The 19,075-nt window shown below is 56.6% G+C and carries 14 protein-coding genes; 10 read left to right on the top strand and 4 right to left on the bottom strand.

Features of this window, described 5'->3' with window-relative positions; all coding sequences use genetic code 11:
* Positions 1–86 precede the first annotated feature (86 nt).
* From BLW10_RS05245 to BLW10_RS05200, 10 genes are all read left to right on the top strand, one after another.
* On the top strand, positions 87–1,244 hold the full coding sequence (locus BLW10_RS05245) for a P-loop NTPase family protein (protein ID WP_091332802.1): 1,158 nt from the start codon (positions 87–89) through the stop codon (positions 1,242–1,244).
* The gene (locus BLW10_RS05240; RefSeq protein WP_091332800.1) at positions 1,241–1,930 is read left to right on the top strand and encodes a hypothetical protein; all 690 of its coding nucleotides are present in this window, start codon (positions 1,241–1,243) and stop codon (positions 1,928–1,930) included. Before BLW10_RS05245 ends, BLW10_RS05240 begins: the two co-directional genes overlap by 4 nt.
* Positions 1,914–3,149, top strand: coding sequence for a glycosyltransferase (locus tag BLW10_RS05235; protein WP_091332799.1), 1,236 nt, complete (start codon positions 1,914–1,916; stop codon positions 3,147–3,149). Before BLW10_RS05240 ends, BLW10_RS05235 begins: the two co-directional genes overlap by 17 nt.
* Positions 3,150–3,346: 197 nt before the next feature.
* Positions 3,347–4,996, top strand: a complete 1,650-nt coding sequence (locus tag BLW10_RS05230; RefSeq protein ID WP_143117015.1) for a hypothetical protein — start codon at positions 3,347–3,349, stop codon at positions 4,994–4,996.
* Positions 4,997–5,100: 104 nt separating this feature from the next.
* Complete coding sequence (locus BLW10_RS05225; RefSeq protein WP_177168991.1) at positions 5,101–7,242, top strand: glycosyltransferase family 2 protein; 2,142 nt, start codon at positions 5,101–5,103, stop codon at positions 7,240–7,242.
* Positions 7,235–8,530 carry a glycosyltransferase family 4 protein gene (locus tag BLW10_RS05220; RefSeq protein ID WP_177168990.1) on the top strand — a complete coding sequence of 432 codons (1,296 nt, stop codon included), beginning with the start codon at positions 7,235–7,237 and terminating at the stop codon, positions 8,528–8,530. Before BLW10_RS05225 ends, BLW10_RS05220 begins: the two co-directional genes overlap by 8 nt.
* Before the next feature lie 15 nt (positions 8,531–8,545).
* The gene (locus tag BLW10_RS05215; protein WP_091332793.1) at positions 8,546–9,772 is read left to right on the top strand and encodes a sulfotransferase family protein; all 1,227 of its coding nucleotides are present in this window, start codon (positions 8,546–8,548) and stop codon (positions 9,770–9,772) included.
* On the top strand, positions 9,765–10,595 hold the full coding sequence (locus BLW10_RS05210) for a class I SAM-dependent methyltransferase (RefSeq protein WP_091332791.1): 831 nt from the start codon (positions 9,765–9,767) through the stop codon (positions 10,593–10,595). The genes BLW10_RS05215 and BLW10_RS05210 overlap by 8 nt, the downstream gene beginning before the upstream one ends.
* A gap of 65 nt (positions 10,596–10,660) precedes the next feature.
* Positions 10,661–11,314 carry a ribonuclease T gene (gene rnt / locus BLW10_RS05205; protein WP_091332790.1) on the top strand — a complete coding sequence of 218 codons (654 nt, stop codon included), beginning with the start codon at positions 10,661–10,663 and terminating at the stop codon, positions 11,312–11,314.
* Positions 11,315–11,344: 30 nt separating this feature from the next.
* Complete coding sequence (locus BLW10_RS05200) at positions 11,345–12,769, top strand: GH1 family beta-glucosidase (RefSeq protein ID WP_143117013.1); 1,425 nt, start codon at positions 11,345–11,347, stop codon at positions 12,767–12,769.
* Here the strand turns inward: BLW10_RS05200 and mdoH are convergent.
* From mdoH to BLW10_RS05180, 4 genes are all read right to left on the bottom strand, one after another.
* Entirely contained in the window at positions 12,654–14,738 is a 2,085-nt protein-coding gene (mdoH, locus tag BLW10_RS05195; protein WP_091332788.1) for a glucans biosynthesis glucosyltransferase MdoH, read from the bottom strand. The genes BLW10_RS05200 and mdoH overlap by 116 nt on opposite strands.
* A 1-nt stretch (position 14,739) precedes the next feature.
* On the bottom strand, positions 14,740–15,294 hold the full coding sequence (locus tag BLW10_RS05190) for a hypothetical protein (protein ID WP_091332787.1): 555 nt from the start codon (positions 15,292–15,294) through the stop codon (positions 14,740–14,742).
* Positions 15,279–16,853 carry an OpgD/OpgG family glucan biosynthesis protein gene (locus BLW10_RS05185; protein WP_091332785.1) on the bottom strand — a complete coding sequence of 525 codons (1,575 nt, stop codon included), beginning with the start codon at positions 16,851–16,853 and terminating at the stop codon, positions 15,279–15,281. The genes BLW10_RS05190 and BLW10_RS05185 overlap by 16 nt, the downstream gene beginning before the upstream one ends.
* A 181-nt stretch (positions 16,854–17,034) precedes the next feature.
* Positions 17,035–19,065 (bottom strand): OmpA family protein, encoded by a 2,031-nt coding sequence (locus BLW10_RS05180; RefSeq protein ID WP_091332784.1) that lies wholly within the window; start codon positions 19,063–19,065, stop codon positions 17,035–17,037.
* Positions 19,066–19,075 lie beyond the last annotated feature (10 nt).

Below are 19,075 nucleotides of genomic sequence, written 5' to 3'. Positions count from 1 at the left end.
GCTATCATGGTGTAATGTATCTGCGTTTCTACGGATAGATTCGCAGTTTAACCGACGTTATTGAATAATTGAGCTGTTATCAATCCATGCAAAAATTCTTCGTTGCCAACGACAAGGGCGGCACTGGCAAGTCACTGCTGGCCCAGTATCTGATTATTGCCTTGCGTGCCGCAAAGCGTGATCCGGCGATCTTTGAGTACGATCAGCATCCGAAGCAATGCCGCTGGTTCGGTGCGAATGCGGTGCAAACCTCGCCGATGAGTCCGCCGTTGCTTGACCTCCAGCGGGATCCGATGTTGGCACTGCGCTTTTGGGATCCGCTCATGCAGCCGCTGAGTGATGAGCGCGATCTTGTGGTTGACTTGGGGGCGCAGGCGTGGACGGGATTTCACCAATGGCTACGTGCTTCAGGGCTGACCATGCTTCTGCCAACACTAGAGCCAACGGTGCTGATTCCTTTTACCGCTGATGTTGAAGCAGCACGCGGTGCATTGCGCATTATTAAAGATGTGACCGCCGATCTGCCGCGTGCGCAGTTAGTCTTGATGCGCCTTGACCGCGATGGTGATGTTGAGATGCTGCGCGGTACGCCCGAAATAGAAGAGATTTTGACGCTGCTGCGCCAGCCACGCATTGCGATGCGTACTTTTCCGGTACTGCGCGCCGAAGCCTATGCCTGCTTGAATGCGCGTGGCTTTCGGTTAGATCAAATGGCTAACCTTAAACCGGGTGAGTTCCAAGTTGATGGCGTCTCAGATTTAGCAGTTGCACGCACCGTTGTTGCCGTGCGTGCGTGGATGACAGACATGTATCGTGCATTGCTGCCGATTATCCTCGGAACAGGATCGCCGACGCAGTCTGCGCCAGCCCCTGCGTCCGCCCCAACTCCGGCAGCCTCGAACCCGCCGCCCACTGCGCCTGCTGCTGTTCGTCCAGTTGCTCAAGCCGCGCCGACGAACCAATCTAATCAATTACCAAGATTACCAACGCAGTTTGCGCCAGCTTCCACCCCAACTCCGGCGGCCTCGAATCCGCCACCCACTGCGCCTACTGCTGTTCGTCCAGTTGCCCAAGCTGTGACAACGAACCAATTTAATCAATTACCAGAATTGCCGATGCAATCGTCTCCAGCTCCTACCGCTACAGCATCGAACCCGCCGCCTAATGCGCCACCAGTTATTATGCGTCCAGTTGGTCAACCTCAACCATTACCGATGTATCAATTTAACCAGTTTAATCAATGAGCGAGCGTTTGCATTCTGAGACGGTACCAGCTCATCTGCGCTATCGCGGTAAGCTGGATCGCGTCGAGTCACACCAAGTCAGCGGTTGGGCGCTGATCGAAGGCGTCGCCGAGCGACCGGTTTTGGAGATCATCCAAGATGGCGAGTTATTCGGAACCGTGGAGGCCAATCAGTATCGCGCCGATTTAGAACAGGCCGGTATCCGCGATGGTCACCACGCCTTCACGTTCACGGCTCCCGAAGGGTTGGAGCTAGATCCAGAGCGCGTGCGGGCGTTTTTTCTCGGTACAGCGGTGGCGCTACGCCCGCCGCTCGGTGCCGGTGGCGCTCAAGATGCGGTGACTACACAGACGAATTTGATTCGTGATGCCGTGCGCGAATTGAAGGCGCATAGTAAATCGCGTCTGCCCGCTCTCGAACGGTTGGCGCATCGGGCGTTGAGCACTATGCAGGATTCGGCCGATAACGCCAATAAAACATTGGGACGGATCGAGCAGCGCGTTGCTGATCTCGAATATGGCGTGGCGGGTCACACGATTCAGACATTTATGGAACGCTATCTGGCTGAACAAGATCGGTCGTCGAACCATCGACTCAAGCATTTCACCGTGATCGGTGTGCTGCTGGTGTTGGTACAACTGGCCTCAGTTGCATTCATAGCTTGGCAGTATGGCTTTGCCCGCTAAGCCAAAATCCATCCTCTATCTCGAACCGGGCTTTCCTGGGCAATATCGCCACCTGATCCAGCATTTTGCAGCGTTGGGCGGAGTCCGGCAGATCTTTCTGCATGACGCCGCGCAGCCAATTACTGAGACGCTATCTGGCATTGAAACCTACGCCTATCAGATTGCACCACACGGTAGCGGATGCCATCGCTATGCCCAGAATTTCAACACATCCGTGCAGCGGGCTGATGCAGTACGCGATCTGGCGCTACATCTAAAAGCCAGCGGCTTTGTTCCCGAAGTCGTCTGTGCGCATGGTGGTTTTGGTGAAGGGCTATTTATCAAGCGCGTGTTTCCCGATGCCCGTCTGGTCGTTTTCATGGAGTATTACTATGGAACCGGCGATCTGATTGGTTCCGACCCGCGTTATGCACCCGAAACACGCGCACAACGTGAGTCGGCGCAAATTCGTAATGCACTCGTCTGGCTGACACATGAAATAGCTGATGTCGCGATCACGCCGACGCCCTGGCAGCGTGATCTTCATCCACCCGATATTCGTCGCCGCTTGCGAGTAATCCATGATGGGATTGATACCGATTGGTATACGCCTGACGCTGAGGCAAGTTTTGTCTTACCTAATGGCGACGTGTTACAAGCTGGTGATCCGATTGTGACCTTTGTTGCCCGTTCGCTGGAGCCATTACGCGGCGTGCATACGGTACTGCACGCCTTACCCCGCGTGTTGCGCACCCATCCGCACGCGCAGGCGCTGATTGTCGGACGTGATCAACCGCTGTATGGGCCATCTCATGCCGGACGTGAATCACACTTTGCTAGGCTGTGGCGTGTTCTACAAACTCAACCGGAAGCGCGACGTATTCATCATCTGCCCTGGTTGAATCATCAAGCGTTGCGCACGATTTATCGTCTTTCAGCCGCGCACATCTATGCCAGCTTACCGTTCGTACTCTCGTGGTCGCCACTGGAAGCGATGGCCAGCGGTGCGCTACTGGTCGCTGCTGACACGGCACCCGTGCGCGATGTGATGACGCACGGGCGCACAGCAGTGTTGTTCCGCGCTGGAGATGCTACCGCGCTCGCTGCGACCGTGCATCAGGCGCTATCGCAGCCCGAAACACTGCGACCAATTCGGCTTGCTGCCCGCGAGCAGGTGCGCCATCAATACGATCTACGCCGTCAGTGTTTGCCGCGTTTGATTGCTGCTATGCTGTGCTAAACTGTGTTTCCGTAGTTGTATCAGTCTTGACACAGATTGCAGGGAGCTGTGATTGATACTAAACTCTTGTTTGTTCGTGGTGCTAAACGCACATTGACAACAACAGCATAAAGTAAATTGTACTTTTATGGGTATAACCGCTTTATGTCACTGTCGTGTTTAGTGAAACAAAATCTTTTCAATATCAGGAACTTATCATGACTGTAGCATCCGACCTCCTTGAAGGCTATGAATCGATTCCGGTCGAAAATCGGAACGAAGCCACGCAGCAATTTATTCAAATTTTAAACGAGATGCCAGAAGATGCTGACTTCGTCGAAGGGCCGACGAACTCACAGCCTGGTGAAACCAGCTACTCGCTTTTGCCACCGCCTGCGCAAGGTGAGACTGGACAAGCTGAGGGTGGTGACGGATACGATATTATCATCACCGACCTGCCACCAGACACTGAATCAGATTTTACTGTTGCGAATAATGTCGAACAGTTCATTATTCTCGGAAGTGGTTCAGCGAATCTACAACAAGAGACACCACCGCCCGGAAACCAACAACCAACGCAATTCTTTACCGGTAACGGTGATGATTCGCTGCTAACCGGCGGCGCTGGATCACAAGGCGTCTTTGGGGGTGGCGATGATACTGTAACCTCGGCTACAGCCGTCACGGGTCAAAACCCGACCATGTCGCAAATGACCCTCATCAATGGTACAGCAGCCGCAAAATGGTGGGATGAGGCCGATTATCTCGCTAATAACCCTGATGTTGCTCAAGCCGTTCAAAATGGTGCTCTAGTCTCTGGCTATCAGCATTATATTCTGTTTGGTGCCGCTGAAAATCGCGACTCGACGGTGTCGTCATGGTGGAATGAAGGCTACTATTTGGACAACAATCCAGATGTTGCTCAAGCTATCCAAGCTGGTATCCTCAATTCTGGCTATCAACATTTTGCGTTATATGGTGCCGCCGAGAATCGCGTTTCAACTGTATCCACGTGGTGGAACGAAACAGATTATTTGAACAATAACCCAGATGTTGCCCAAGCGGTACAAAACGGATTGTTGGCATCCGGTTACCAGCATTTTGCGATGTTTGGTGCATCGGAAAATCGTAATTTGATTCGATCGTGGTGGGATGAGGAGCTGTACCTCAAAGAGAACACGGATGTTGCTCAAGCGGTTGCAGATGGCGTATTTGCATCCGGTTACCATCACTTCGCGATGTATGGCGCGGCAGAACAGCGTGATCCGAACGCCTACTTTAATGCCGCAGATTATCTCGCGGCCAATGGAGACGTTGATATTGCTGTTCAAATTGGCATCTTCAAATCTGCATTTGAGCATTATCAGAAGTACGGAGCCGCTGAAGGCCGTACACCTTCAGATGATTTCAACGCTGAGAACTATCTCGACCGCTGGCAAGATGTCGAGGATGCCGTCAACAACGGCAGTTTGAACGCTGGGCAGCATGCGGTGTTTTATGGCGCAACGGAAGGTCGTGTTTCCAATGATGTCGATATTTGGGAGGGCGGCGCCGGGAATGACACGCTGGATGGTGGACTTGGTGATGACGATCTCACCGGTGGCACCGGCAGCGATACCTTTGTGTTCCGCGCCAATAGCGATGAAGACATCATCCGTGACTTTGACTTCAAAACATCGGCTACGGATCTGGAAAAAGACACGATCCAGACTATCGGTCTGAATGTGACAGCCGAATCGCTCGTTGCCGGCGTCACTGAAGATGCGAACGGCCATGCAGTGGTAACACTGTCCGACGGTAATACCATCACCTTGATTGGCGTGAAGGCTGCTGATGTGACGGCAGATATGTTCGACATTCAGCCCTAATCACTGAAACACCTGCGTATGCTCCCGCTGTAAAAAACAGCGGGAGTGCGCAGTTAGATTGACAACTCATGCTCACTCACTCCCAGTCGGTTCAGTACGCACGGATGAGTTCGAGACTGGATCTCGGCAATCCTGCTTGGTGCGCCGCCATCGTTGCACTCGATGCGCACACGCTTCAAATTCTGCTTGATCATCCACCGCCTAACGCACTGATTCGCCCTGTTACTCCAAGAGCTGACGCGCCTGTTGGCGATAGACTCTGCGAAGCGTTTTTAATCGCACGGCTTGATAATGATGCTAGAGCGGAACGCGCAGATGTCATCGCAGTGTCATCAGCCGGTTTATCAGCTCCCCTGTTGGTACAACTGCCCGAAGCTCCGGCACTCCCCTGGCTTCAGTGGCCAGAACGGTCGCGTCATGATTTAGCGGCTAGCGTTGTCCACGCGCTCCTAGCGTTGCGTATTGATAGCCCGTTCGCTGTTTGGCAACCACTGATCGCTGCCTTGCCATCACTGCATTGTCGGCGCGTTGATCGACTGAATACGCATGTACTGTATCTCGAACTGCACGGAAGCTGGCCACGGCTCAATGCGGTTTGGATTGGGCCGCAGGCGATAACACCGGCTCGGCTCGAATCGCGCCCGCTTGAACGTGTTGGTCAGGATACGTTCGCTTATCTTTTAGCCGAGGATGGCGCAAATCGTTCGATTTTGCTTCTGTCGGCTGCCGATGGTCGTGTTGAAAAACTGGAATTGACCGGCGCACACGCGCCTGTCGTGGGATCTGTCCGCGATCATTTGGAGTCCCTCGACCGCCATACCGCTATTCTGCATGTGCGTCAACGTGAAGCCTTGGGCACCTTGCTGCGACGGGCGAATGCGTTAGAGCAACCCTGGGCAGGGATTCTAACTGCGATGCAGCGTTGGCGTCCGCTGCCGGTTCAAACGATCACGCTTTCAGCGCAGGATGGAATGCGACTGGATGCCGCGATTCCGAGTGAACACGGTCTGCTAGTGACCGGCGAGATGTCAGCCGCATTCAACCAAGCACCGTTATCAGTCATGCTGCCAACTGGTGAAGCGATGGCATTAACGCCGCTTGCATTGGGGGCAACCGGACAAACGCGGCGTTTTGTTGCCTATCTGCCCGTCAATCAGGGTGCGGCACAGTGTCGGCAAGTGCGCGGTCAATGCCTGCTACCAGATGGACGGATCGCGGATCTGATGTCGCCACTATTTGAAGGTGGGGTGCGTGAAGCTAGACGCGCCATTCTGGAAGCTGTGCCGCCAGAAGCCTGTTCACCAACAGTTCTCGCTACGGCCTTGCATCCGGCTTTGCAAACGCTCCAGCGCACACTGACGCAACAAGTCACCATTGAAACGAACGAAGCAATCGGGAAAACGCCCGCGCATCCACAGGTTTCGCTGATTATCCCGCTGTATCAAGAATACGGTTTTCTGCGTGCGCAGATGCAAGCTTGGGCGTTTGATCCTGACCGCGACATGACGGAGATTCTCTACGTTCTCGACAAACCAGAGGATGCGCATCGTGTCCGCACGATGCTGGACGGGTTACATCGGCTCTTCGCTGTTCCCTGTCGCTTGCTCGTGCTGAACGCGAACGGCGGTTATGCCCGCGCAACTAATCTGGGTGCAAGCGTTGCTCGCGGCCAAACGCTGGTACTGTTGAACTCAGATGTTGTCCCGACACGCAGTGGTTGGCTCGGACGTTGGCTTGCTTGGCACAGGCGCACCATCAACCCGGGCGTCTCCGGGCCGCGTTTGCTCTATGCAGACGGTGCGTTACAACATGCGGGGCTGTTTTTTGAGCAGGGGCTAATGCCGTGGTGGACGAACAATCATTACTATAAGGGTTTTCCAGGTCATCATGCTGCCGCACTAGTTTCGCGCCCCGTGCCTGCTGTCACCGGAGCCTGTCTCATGGTACAGCGCGATCTGTTCGCTACGCTTGGCGGTTTGTCCGAAGACTATGTTGTCGGCGATTTTGAGGATTCGGATTTTTGTTTACGTATCCGTGCTCAGGGTGGAATTTGCGGTTACTACGCAGCAGAAGCACTCTATCACTTCGAGCGCCGCTCAGTATCCAGCAATACCGATTACACGCGCACTCTAGCCGCTTGGTACAACGGCTGGCTGCATTCAACCCGCTTTGGAACGCAGATCGCGGATGTCATGTCCGGCTTTGCACCAACCAGCGCCCTGCTATCTGGGATGCCTCGTGATTGACTCGGTCGATACGCCTGTAACTTCGCCATGCACGGTTCTGCATTTAGCCCATAATCACCCCGAGTTTCACGCTGGCGGAACCGAGATTTTTGCCCGGACGCTGGCTGCTGAACAGCGACGTGCTGGATTGGCGCGGAGTCAGTTTCTCGGTGCCGCGTTACCGCAACATCGTCGCCCGCACCCGGGGACGGCGATTGCCGCCGATCCAAGCGAATCTGGTGATTTTGTGCTCGTCGGCGGTCGCTTCGAGGCACGCTCACTCTCTCAGGCAGATTTTGGCTATTTACAGGATCTTGGACGGGTACTAGAAGCCGTGCGTCCGGATGTTGTCCATTTTCATCATGTGTTGCTGCTCGGTCTGGAAAGCATCCTGTTAGCGCGTCGTTTGCTGCCGTCTGCACGTTTGGTGATGACCCTGCATGATTATTACACAATATGCTCGAACGACGGACTCATGGTGCGCACGGATGGCGAACTGTGCCAACAAGCGAGTCCCGGACGCTGTGCGCATTGCTTACCCGATAGTGGCTTGATTAACCAGCGTCTACGCTGGCTGGCGGTGCGCACAGCGTTTGAGCAAATCGATCAATTTGTCGCGCCGAGTCATTTTTTAGCTAACCGCTTCATTCAGTGGGGACTGAACGCCGAGCGTTTAGCTATCATCCCGAACGGTCATCCGGACGCCGAGCACGCTCACCGTCCACGCCCGCGTCATCGTGCGGCATCAGCGCCGCTGGTGATTGGTTTTTTTGGTCATTTGAATACCGCCAAAGGATTAACCGTCCTGCTGCGTGCGCTGCAACGGTTGCGGGATCGCTCCGCTGACCCACATGGGCTGCCGGTACGGGTTGTTGTGCATGGCAGTGATCGTTTTGCGCCAGATGCGCTAAAAGACGAGTTAGCCGCGTTACGCAGCGATCTGGGGGCGCTGGTGCGGGTTCACGGGGCTTACAGTCAACCTGATGTACATCGCTTGATGCAGGCTGTCGATTGGGTTGCAGTACCCTCGATTTGGTGGGAAAACGATCCACTGGTGATTCAAGAAGCATTTCTCAATCGCCGTCCGGTACTCTGCTCGAATATCGGCGGCATGGCCGAGCGCGTTGAGCACGAACGCACTGGATTGCATGTGCCAGTCGGGGACATTGATGCTTGGGCGGATGCCCTTGAACGGATCGCACAGGATGCCGAACTCACATCACGCCTTGCTGCTGAGTTGCCAATGCCGCCATCAATGGCGCACTGTGCGCGTGCTTACCACGCACTCTATAACAACGCTACGGTATGACCGCTCCTGTCACAGATGATACACATTGGTGCGATTGAGATTACTTGGAGCCGCAAGCTGCCGGCGCGGATTGAAATTGGCTCACCCTGGCCAGAGCGCACCATTGATGGCCCATCGATATTAGTGCGGGCGCTAGTAGAGACCGAACACCCGTTGTCGCCTCAGGCTGATCGCGTGTTGATGCGCGTGGCTGATCGTGAACTAGGAGCCTGGCCACTGCGCCACCGCACCCTAAACAGCGGACGCTCGGCGCTCGACATCAATGCGGCGGTGAGTATGCTGGACTTACCGCCGACCTTTGTTCTGGATGTGTCAGTCACGCAATCGGATGGCGAAGCATGGCCGCTTTGCCGGATCACTGGCACGCGCCGCGCCTGTCTTGCTCCTGAAGGAAACCGTTTACAACCGCTGCTGCTCGTCAGTTTAGGGCGCTCTGGTTCCACATGGCTGATGCGTCTGCTGGGCGAACATCCGCAGGTGATCCGGCGTGATCGCTATCCGTATGAAGCGCGGATCGGTCAGTATTTCGCCGATTTTGCCGATGCGCTGCTCCGGCAAGCGAGCCAACTTGATCGTCATGCAGATTTTTACTGGGGCGACGCTGACAGCTTTGCGCATCTCGGTGCCCCAGCAATCGCTAATTTATGTATACAAACGCTTGCTGATTCGGATCGGGTGTATTCCCAGCTTGCAGAAACAGCAGGTAAACCGGAAGCAGATCATTTCATCGAAAAGGCAGGCGGCGATCCGGCGATTATTGAGCGGATGCGCAATCTGTATGGCACCTGTAAAGTGCTGCTTCTCGTGCGCGATTTCCGCGACATTATTGCGTCTGTCTTGGCATTTAATCGTAAACGTGGCACCCGCGAATTTGGTCATAATCGCGTCACAAATGATCTCGAATATGTTGAACTGATGGCTGGCTTTGCCCAGTCGTTGCTCGCTGTGCGTACCGCCGTACCAGAAGCTGTAACGGTTCGTTACGAAGCGCTGATGCAGCATCCGGAAGCCACTCTTGCATCAACATTGGAAGCACTGCATCTGGATTCAGATCGTGAAATGATTTCACGTATACTCACCGCTGCCGAGCACGATACGCCACAGATGATTTATCACCGCACGGTAGACGATCCGCGCTCACAGTCAATCGGGCGCTGGCGCACCCACTTAGATTCGGCATTGCAAGCCCATTGTCAAACGCACTTACACGATGTCTTGCAGGCTTTTGGATACGATGACTAATCAGCAATCCGCATTCACTACGCTGACCGCTGCCGAGGTCACAGCGGTTGCTCCGTGGTTAGTCGATGATCCACACAACTGCCACTTTTATCACACGATGGAGATTCCAAGCGCGGGCCTCTTTGAGGGGCATGTCGATCTGCGTCCTGGTGTTCAAGCCTATCTTGGCGATATATCACTGGCTGGACAGCGCGTGCTGGAAGTCGGCCCGGCGAGCGGATTTTTGACCTTTTATATGGAACAAGCCGGTGCTGAGGTTGTGGCGCTAGAAGTTCCAGACGATGAACCGCTGGAGATGGTTCCGCAGCCGGATTTAGATCTTGAAGCGATTTACTGTGATCGCATCGCGCACATGCAAGCGATTAAGCGCGGTTTTTGGTTTGCGCATCGGCACTATGACTCGCGTGTGCAAGTCTATTCCGGTCATGCAGATCGCTTGCCGACGGCAATGGGTCGCTTTGATGTGACAATTCTCGGAGGCGTGCTGCTGCATTGTCAGAATCCAATGGCCGTACTACGCGCCTGTAGTGCTGTGACTGATGGGGCCATTGTGATTACCGAACAAGCACATCCAGCATTGATGCGGACACCGAAAGCGCCGTTATGCTGGTTTGCACCCTCGCGGGCGAACCGTATTTGGGATGTGTGGTGGCGGTTCTCGCCTGGATTTATTGTGCAGGCACTCGAACTCCTCGGCTGGCACGAACTGACTTGGAGTACCCACGATCAACTCAGTCAGGGCCAAGCCTATCAGCACTTTACAGTAGTAGGACGGAATCGCGTTCAATCGCGCTGTGACGTATCAGCCAGTCATACCTGTTAACGCGCATGTTTTTTGTTTGGTAACACATGGTTCCATTCCGGCTTGCGCCCTGTATCCTGCTCATAATGAAAGAACCAGAACTCACCCTCAACACCATCGCACGGCGTTTTCGCGGCTTTCTCCCCGTTGTGGTGGATGTCGAGACCGCCGGGTTTGATGCCCAGCGTCATGCTTTGCTGGAGATTGCTGCCGTGATTATTCGGCAGCGCCCTGATGGTCTGCTGGAACCTGCGCCGCCGCTGGCCTGTCATGTGTTGCCCTTCGTCGGCGCGGAACTCGACCCACGGGCGCTGGCGTTCAATGGCATCGACCCAGAGCATCCGTTCCGCGACGCGGTGGCCGAACGCGATGCGCTTGACCGCATTCTTACGCCGATTCGCAAAGCGGTGGCAACAACCGGCTGCAATCGGGCGATCCTCGTCGGTCATAATGCACACTTTGATTTAGGTTTTATTAAAGCCGCTGTTGAGCGCACTGGCTATAAACGCTGTCCGTTCCATGAATTTAGCGTATTCGATACGGTGACATTGGGCGGGCTGATGTTTGGTCAAACTGTGCTCGCTAAGGTGTCGCGGGCAGCGGGGTTGCGCTGGTCGAACGATGCGGCGCATTCAGCGATTTACGATGCTGAACAAACCGCTCGCCTGTTTTGCACCATCGTCAACCGTTGGCGCGAACTCGATCCAGAACGCTATTGGGAACGTAATGCTGACGCCTAATACGGCTTCATGCTTTCAGCCCGCTAATTTATGACCACCCCCTTCCCCAAGCATTTCCTCTGGGGCGCTGCCACCTCAGCCTATCAAATCGAAGGCTATCCGCTCGCCGATGGCGCGGGAGCGAGCATCTGGCACCGTTTCGCGCATACTCCGGGCCGCGTCGCTCGTGCTGAAACCGGCGATCTCGCTTGCGATCATTATCATCGCTATCGCGACGATGTGGCGCTCATGGCTGAATTAGGCTTAAACACCTATCGTTTTAGTGTGGCGTGGGGGCGCGTGCTCCCCGAAGGACGTGGCGCGATCAATCAGCGCGGTCTCGATTTTTATGAACGGCTCGTCGATACGCTGCTGGCGCACGGCATTCGCCCGATGCTTACGCTCTATCATTGGGATTTACCCGTCGCGTTGCACGAACGCGGCGGTTGGCTCAACCCCGATAGCCCGCACTGGTTTGCTGACTATGCCGCGACCCTGTTCCGGGCGCTCGCGGATCGCGTGCCGCTGTGGGTCACGCTCAATGAACCCTGGGTAGTCACTGTGCCCGGCTATTTAGACGGTCAGCTTGCGCCCGGTCACCGTGATTTATTTGAGCCGCCGCGAGTCGCGCATCATCTGCTGCTGGCGCACGCTGAAGCCGTTGCCGCGTACCGGACGCTCGGGCGGCATCAGATCGGGTTAGCGGTCAATCTTGAACCCCAGCATCCGGCCTCATCCGCTCCCGCCGATCAGACTGCCAGCCGTCGCCGCGATGCCTTTATCAATCGCTGGTTTTTAGATCCACTGCTACTCGGACGCTATCCCGATGAATTAGCGGATATTTTTGGTCTAGCCTGGCCAGATTATTCGGCTGAATCGTTAAAGGTCATTCACAGCCGCCCGGATTTTATTGGCGTCAACTATTATTCACGCGGGCTGGTATGCGCCGCGCCAGACGCGCCGCCGCTCAAGGCGCAGCGCATCACGCCGACGCATGCGGAACTCACGACGATGGGCTGGGAGGTTTATCCCAAAGGGCTGACGGAAACGCTGTGTTGGGTGCGCGACCGCTATGCCAATCCGCCGCTCTATATTACGGAAAATGGCGCGGCCTTCGCAGATCCTGCGCCGCATCAGGGCTTGGTTAACGATCCGCAGCGCGTGGCTTATCTGCGGACGCATCTGCAAGCAGCAGCAACGGCTTTAGAACAAGGCGTTGATTTACGCGGCTATTATGTCTGGTCGCTGCTGGATAATTTTGAATGGGCTGAAGGCTACAGCCAGCGGTTTGGTCTCTATCAGGTTGATCCGCATGACCAAAGGCGCTGGCCAAAAACCAGCGCCCAGTTTTATCAAGCGGTTATTCGCTCACACGGAGCGGCGGTAACGCCAGCGTCGGGTTCGCCCACAGCCGCGTATGCAGCAGATGCAGCCCTTCACGATACGACAACAACGCCCGCTGCTCGCGCAGACTGAGCGAGCGTTCGCCCTCATCCTGTAGTTGCAGCGCCAAGCCTTCGAGAATATGCCGACGGCGGCGCGTCTGCGGTTCATCATGCAAGAGCGCATCATGGAGCGCATACACGCCTGGATTGAGCATCGCCTGCGTCCAGAATGCGTGCGTACTTGACGGCGTTGCCATGAGCGGTTCGGCGGCCGCCAGCCGCCCTTCGAGCTGTCGCAAAACCGGCGGTTCTTCAGTCTCGGCGGGCGTGAGAAACAATCCAATCCGTTTTGCACCCAAGCCCAGCCCAGTACGGCTGGTTAGAATCGACACCGGAATGGCCAGCAACAGCCCAGCCAGCACCGGCGTAAACCACCAGAAGAAATCCGGCACCTGCTCATAGGCCACATAGCCGACGCCGACCCCAATCAGAGTCTGAAAACCATGAGCGCCCACTGCTTCCCAAAAGCCGGTTTGATGATCGCCGCGTTGCTGTGACGGCCAACCAACACTGGTGCGCAATAAAATCGCCGCGACGAATTTACTTTGAAACAGCATCAGCACCGGTGCCAGCAACACCGAGAGCAAACTTTCCAGCAGCACGCTGAGACTGGCATGCAACAAACCGCCAAAACGTCGCGCCTCATCGCGGTCGAGCGCCAGCAGCAGCAGCGCCAACAGCTTGGGCAAAAACAGCAGCGTCAGCGTGACCCAGAGTACCGTCGTCATCTCGATCACGTAAGACTCAGGCCAGATCGGGACGACGTTATAGCCAAAAAAATACACTGGCTGATGCAGGCTGTTGAAATAGGCTTCCACGCCGGTCGCAATCAAAAACAGCAACCACAATGGCGACGCGGCGTAAGACATCACGCCCATCGCAAAATGCAGCCGACTCAAGGGCTTAAAACCATGCGCCATCATCAGCCGCGCATGTTGCAAATTGCCCTGACACCAGCGCCGGTCGCGTTTGGCGTAGTCAATCAGCGTCGGCGGAATTTCCTCATAACTGCCGCCGAGATCCGGTGCTAACTGCACTTTCCAGCCCGCCCGCGCCAGCAACGCCGCCTCAACGAAATCATGGCTGAGAATATCGCCGCCGAAGGGTTCACGTCCGGGCAGTTTCGGCAGACCGCAATGATCGGCGAACGGCCGCACGCGAATAATCGCGTTATGGCCCCAGAAATTCGCCGTATTTTGCTGCCAGAATGCCAAGCCCGCGACGAACAACCGCCCGTAGAGACTGCCGGCAAATTGCAGCATCCGCGCAAAAAACGACGCCCGATTGACCGGCACCGGCGGCACTTGCAGCAGCGCCAGCCGTGCATCGGCTTCCATGCGGCGCACCATCTCGACCAGGGTTTCGCCGCTCATCAAGCTGTCGGCATCGAGCACGATCATGTAGCGATAGCGCCCGCCCCATTCGCGGCAGAAGTCAGCAAGATTGCCGCTTTTACGCGCCGTATTCTCGACGCGATTGCGATAAAACAGCGGAATCTGCTGGCCCAGTTCGGCGCTCCAACGCTGCCAATGCAATTCTTCCTGAATCCAGATATCCGGCTCGCGGGTGTCGCTCAGGACAAAAAATTCAAACCCATCAAGCTGCCCAATCTGTGCCAGTGCATCGGCCATCGCCCGTAATCCGGCAAACACGCGCTCCGGATCTTCGTTATACACGGGCATCACTAATGCGGTTTTGAACGGCTCCGCTGGCGGCGCTGATTCCGCAACCGACGCGACTGGCGCAACCTGCGACCGCCACAGCGGTGCGCTGGCCAGCACCAAAAACCCAATCGCCGCTGTCCAGAACGAGGCGCTGATCCACAACATCAAAATGGTGTAGAGAATCAACAGGGTCAGTTCTAGGGCTGACACGCCGCCGTCCTGAATCGCCGCTGAGAGTAACGATAGACAGAACATGGTCGTGACCATGACCAGCGTAAAATACAGCGGACGCGGGACATAACGCGCTGCCAGTGCAGACAATCCGTGACGGCTCATATTAGTGTGACCCCTTAGCAGCCTGCTGCACCGTGCTGAACCCGAACAACCGCCCGAGTCCATGCAACACGCGCCGCGCCAGCCGATGACAGCACAGATCAATCGCGCTGGCTTCCATCGTCAGCGGGGCGCGTTCAGGAACGGCCTGAAACCGCGCCGCTTGCAGCACCTCAGTGAGCGGCGTCTCACTCAGCCCCGCCCAGCGTTGTGTCCAGCCCGGGACGTGACCGCCGAGCACCGCCGCTCGCGCTGCCGCGAGCCGATCCGGTTCGGCTTCTAAACCGAGTTCCGCGATCAACCAGCGGTCGAGCAGCCGATGCGTTTCCTCAATGGCGATTTCCAGCGGCTCGCCCAGTTGCGCGACCGTCGCTTGCAGCTCGACACGCTTGAGCACCTGTTGCACCAAGATCTCAACCTCCGGCCCAGCGACAACGCCGAGCGCGTGCAGATAATGCCGCACGCGCTGTTCAACGGCGGCCTGATCTTCTGGTGTAGACCAGGCCGGCGGCACCGGCGCATCGAGGGTATCAAGCGGGTGCGTTATTCCCGAACCCATCGGTAGCTCCAAGTCTCACTGAGAACATCGTTATCGTGACGCAGGAAGGCGCGTAGATCCGCTGGGCGATTACCGTCGGGTTTAAGCTCAAAAAACAGCCGCCAGCCTTGTGTATGGGGATTCCATTGCACCACCGGCTTGGATAGCTCGCCGGAACTGCTGGTGACCACCGCCGCAACTTTGGTCTCCGCTGGCAACTGCGCGAGTGATTTGCCGGCAAAATCGACCACAAACTTGCGTTGGCTGGAATCGAGAATATCGGTGCCTGCTGCGCCGATGCGGGTTGAAATCGCCCGCCCGCCGAGTAAACCGGCTTCGGGGTCTTGGCCAAAACGCAGGCGATATTCGAGCTTGAGTTCATCACCGGGCTGCGGCTGACGCTCCGGCATCCAGTAAGCGACGATGTTGTCGTAACGTTCGGCATCGCTGGGGATTTCCACCAACTCGACCACCCCCTGACCCCAGTCGCCGATTGGCTCAACTAAGGCACTCGGACGGTTTTGATAATGCGCTTCCAGATCTTCGTAACGGGTGAAATCGCGATCACGTTGGAACAGACCGAAGGCATGTGGATTTTGGGCCACAAAATCGCTCACGCGCAGTCCACGCGGATTAACCAGTGGCCGCCAGATGCGCTCGCCAGTGCCATTCTCGACCAACAGCCCGTCTGAATCGTGGACTTCGGGGCGGAAATCATCCAAGAAGCGATCCGTGTTTTCGCCGTGAAAAAACATGCTGGTCAAGGGCGCGATGCCGAGTTTTTGCACCGATTGGCGCATAAACAGCCGTGCCTTGACATCCATCACCGTCTCGATGCCCGGGCGAATCACGAAGCTATAAGCACCGGTGACGCTCTCGCTATCGAGCAGCGCAAACACCGTGATGTCCACCGCATCTGCTGCTGGTTTAAACACCCAGAACTCACGGAAAATCGGAAATTCTTCTTTCGTCGGCAGGCCGGTATCAATCGCCAAGCCGCGTGCGGTGATGCCGTAGTTCAAGCCTTTGGACACGCCACGAAAGTAGCTCGCGCCCAAAAACACCACCACTTCATCAAACACGTCATCTTTGTTAATCGGGTACAGCAGGCGCAGACCGGCAAAGCCCAGATCCGACGGCATCTCCTCGGGAACCGGATTTTTGCCGTAATCAAACAGATCGTGACGGAAGGGCACGGTCTGCGACACGCCATTGTCAACAATATTGACCGTCACCCGATCTTTGAACAAAAAGCCACGCGGAAAAAACTGCATCTGAAACGGCAGTCCTTCCTGTTTCCAGAGGCTTTCGGTGCGTTCAAAACGGATGTCACGATATTTGTCGTAATCCAGATCGGCGAGATAATCCGGCAGTGCTGGGCGGTCGGGCTGGTAGTCGGCGGCAGCCAGCTCCTGTGCCCGCCGCACCACAGCGGCAAAGGTAAACGCCCCAGGTGCGCCCTCACTCGGCGAGGGTTCGACCAAACCAGGGCTGTCGCCCGCCCACAGCGGTGCGCCAGAAACTAATGTCGATCCAAGAGCCAAGATTCCGAGCAGTCGAGGCAGTCGAGCGAGCGTCATGGTGTTCTCGATCAGTGTGTAGTTGAACGCAAAATGTCGGTGATGATGAGCGAAACGCGTTCGCACTGTCCCGACAGACAAACATCAGCGGCTCGCGCCGAAGCAACGAGCCGCTGAGAGGTGAAAAAACGACAGGAGAAAAAAACCGCACTAATTCTAGCTCGAATCGGCGAGCGCGGCATTAGTCAAGACCAAGCAGATACACTTCAACGCGGCGATTTTGGCCCCGACCATCCGGTGTGGCATTTGTCGCAATCGGACGGGCCGGCCCCAAGCCCTCGGCAGTCAGTCGCTCCGCTGCCACACCCCGCGCAATCAGCGCCTGCCGCACCGCCTCAGCCCGTTTGAGCGACAGGGTCTGATTGAGTGCGATACCGCCGATGCTGTCGGTATGGCCTTCGATCCGCGCCGTGAGCTGCGGATGGGCGTTGAGCAGTTCGGCGAGGCGCTCCAGACTGGGTAATTCACCTTCAGGCAACACTGCCTGACCGGGCGCAAAACGCAGTTCGGATTCCGCCAAGCTCAAGAGCATTCCTCGGTCGGTAAATTCGCCATGCAGTTGCGCAAAGCTGGTCTGCAAGGCTTGTAACCGCGCTAATTCACTCGCGGCTTCGCTGGGCGCGGCCTCAGCAGCGGATGCCGCCGCGTGCGCTTGTTCAGCCTGTTCAGCACGCTGGCGCGTAGTCGCTAACTCTGCTTCGAGCGCGGTGATTCGCGCTTGCGCGTCAGCTAAGGCTGTTTCCTGCGCTGGATCGGACGTGTTCGCGGCCTGTTGCGCCGTTTGTAATTCCGTTTCGAGCGCAGTGATTCGCGCTTGCGCTTCAACTAAGGCTGCTTCCTGTGCCGGATCGGGCGCATTCGCCGCCTGTTGCGCCGTTTGTAATTCCGCTTCGAGCGCGATGATTCGCGCTTGCGCGTCAGTCAGTGCCGCTGCCTGCATTTGCACCTGCGCTAATTCCGCTTCGAGCGTCGCAATCCGTGCCTGCGCATCAGCCAGCGCCTGTCGCTCCGTCTGCGCGGCTGTGGCCGCTTGCTCTAACTCCTGCACCCGCGTTTGCGCCTGCTCCAGATCAGCATTCAAGGTCGCGTGAACGGCTTCGGTTTCGACACTCAGCCGCTCTAAACTGGCTTCGAGTTCCTGAATCCGCGCCTGTGCCGTAGTCAATTGTTCGGCAAACTGTGCAGCAGCTTGCGCCTCAGTGCGTGCCGCATCGAGCGCGGTTTGCAAGTCGGCTATCTGCTGCTCACGCTCGGCCAGCGCGGTCGCGTGTGCGGCCGTTTCGGATTCATGCTGATTTTGCAGGATCGAATACGCGGCGCGTTCGGCGCTCAGATCGGCTTCTAACTCCGCAACGCGGTTCACTGCATCGCGTCCAGCTTGCGCTTGCGTCAGTTCGCGCTGCTGCCATTCCAGCTCCAGCTTGAGTCGTTGCTGCTCGGTCTGGGCTTCACTCAACCGCGCGCGGGTCGCATCGTGTTCGGTCTGGAGCGCCGCGAACTGGTTTTTGAGTGCGGTCAACTCATCGGCCAGCGTCTGCGCTTCCGCCGTGCGGCCCGTCGGTGTGCCCAATAAGCCGAGTTCTTGCACCGTGCGCACTAATTCAGCATCTTCCGGTGTGGTGCGAGCGAGCGCGACCCGCTCATTAAGCTGGCGCTCAAGATCGGCAATGCGTTGCTGATGACGGGTGGCGGCGGCGGCGATGGCCTGATTGACGCGCCCCAGATCGGCTTTGAGGGCTTCAACCGTCGCCCGCTCCGCGTCTAATTGGGCTTGAACGGCATTGCGTGCTTCGACAAGCTGTTCTTTTTCGGCGACGACCTCGGCGGTTTTGCGCCGCTCATCGGCCAGCATCGCCGCGTGTGCCGCTTTAACGCCTTCCATATCTTGCCCGAGTCCGAGTTTGACTTCTTCGAGCATCCGAATCTGATCGTTTAATCCCTGTTTTTCAGCGGCAAACTGTTCAGTGAGCGCCACCAGCTCGGCGCGGCTGGCATTCCAGCCCTCTTCAGCCGCCAAGCGCCGCGCTTCAGTCTCTTTGATCCGATCACTGAGTTGGACGATTAACCCATCTTTTTCGGTCAGTTGGGTCTTGAGGCGTCCGTCATACCAGTTATACAGGATATACACACCGATTAAGGCCAGCAGCAGGGCTAGGGCGATGAGCTTCCAAAATGACTGACTGCTGGATGCGGACGGGCTTGGTTCGGACATCGGGGGCGCT

Source organism: Allochromatium warmingii (genome assembly GCF_900107145.1).
Lineage (GTDB): Bacteria > Pseudomonadota > Gammaproteobacteria > Chromatiales > Chromatiaceae > Thermochromatium > Thermochromatium warmingii.
This window is presented reverse-complemented; position numbering and strand designations above follow the sequence as displayed.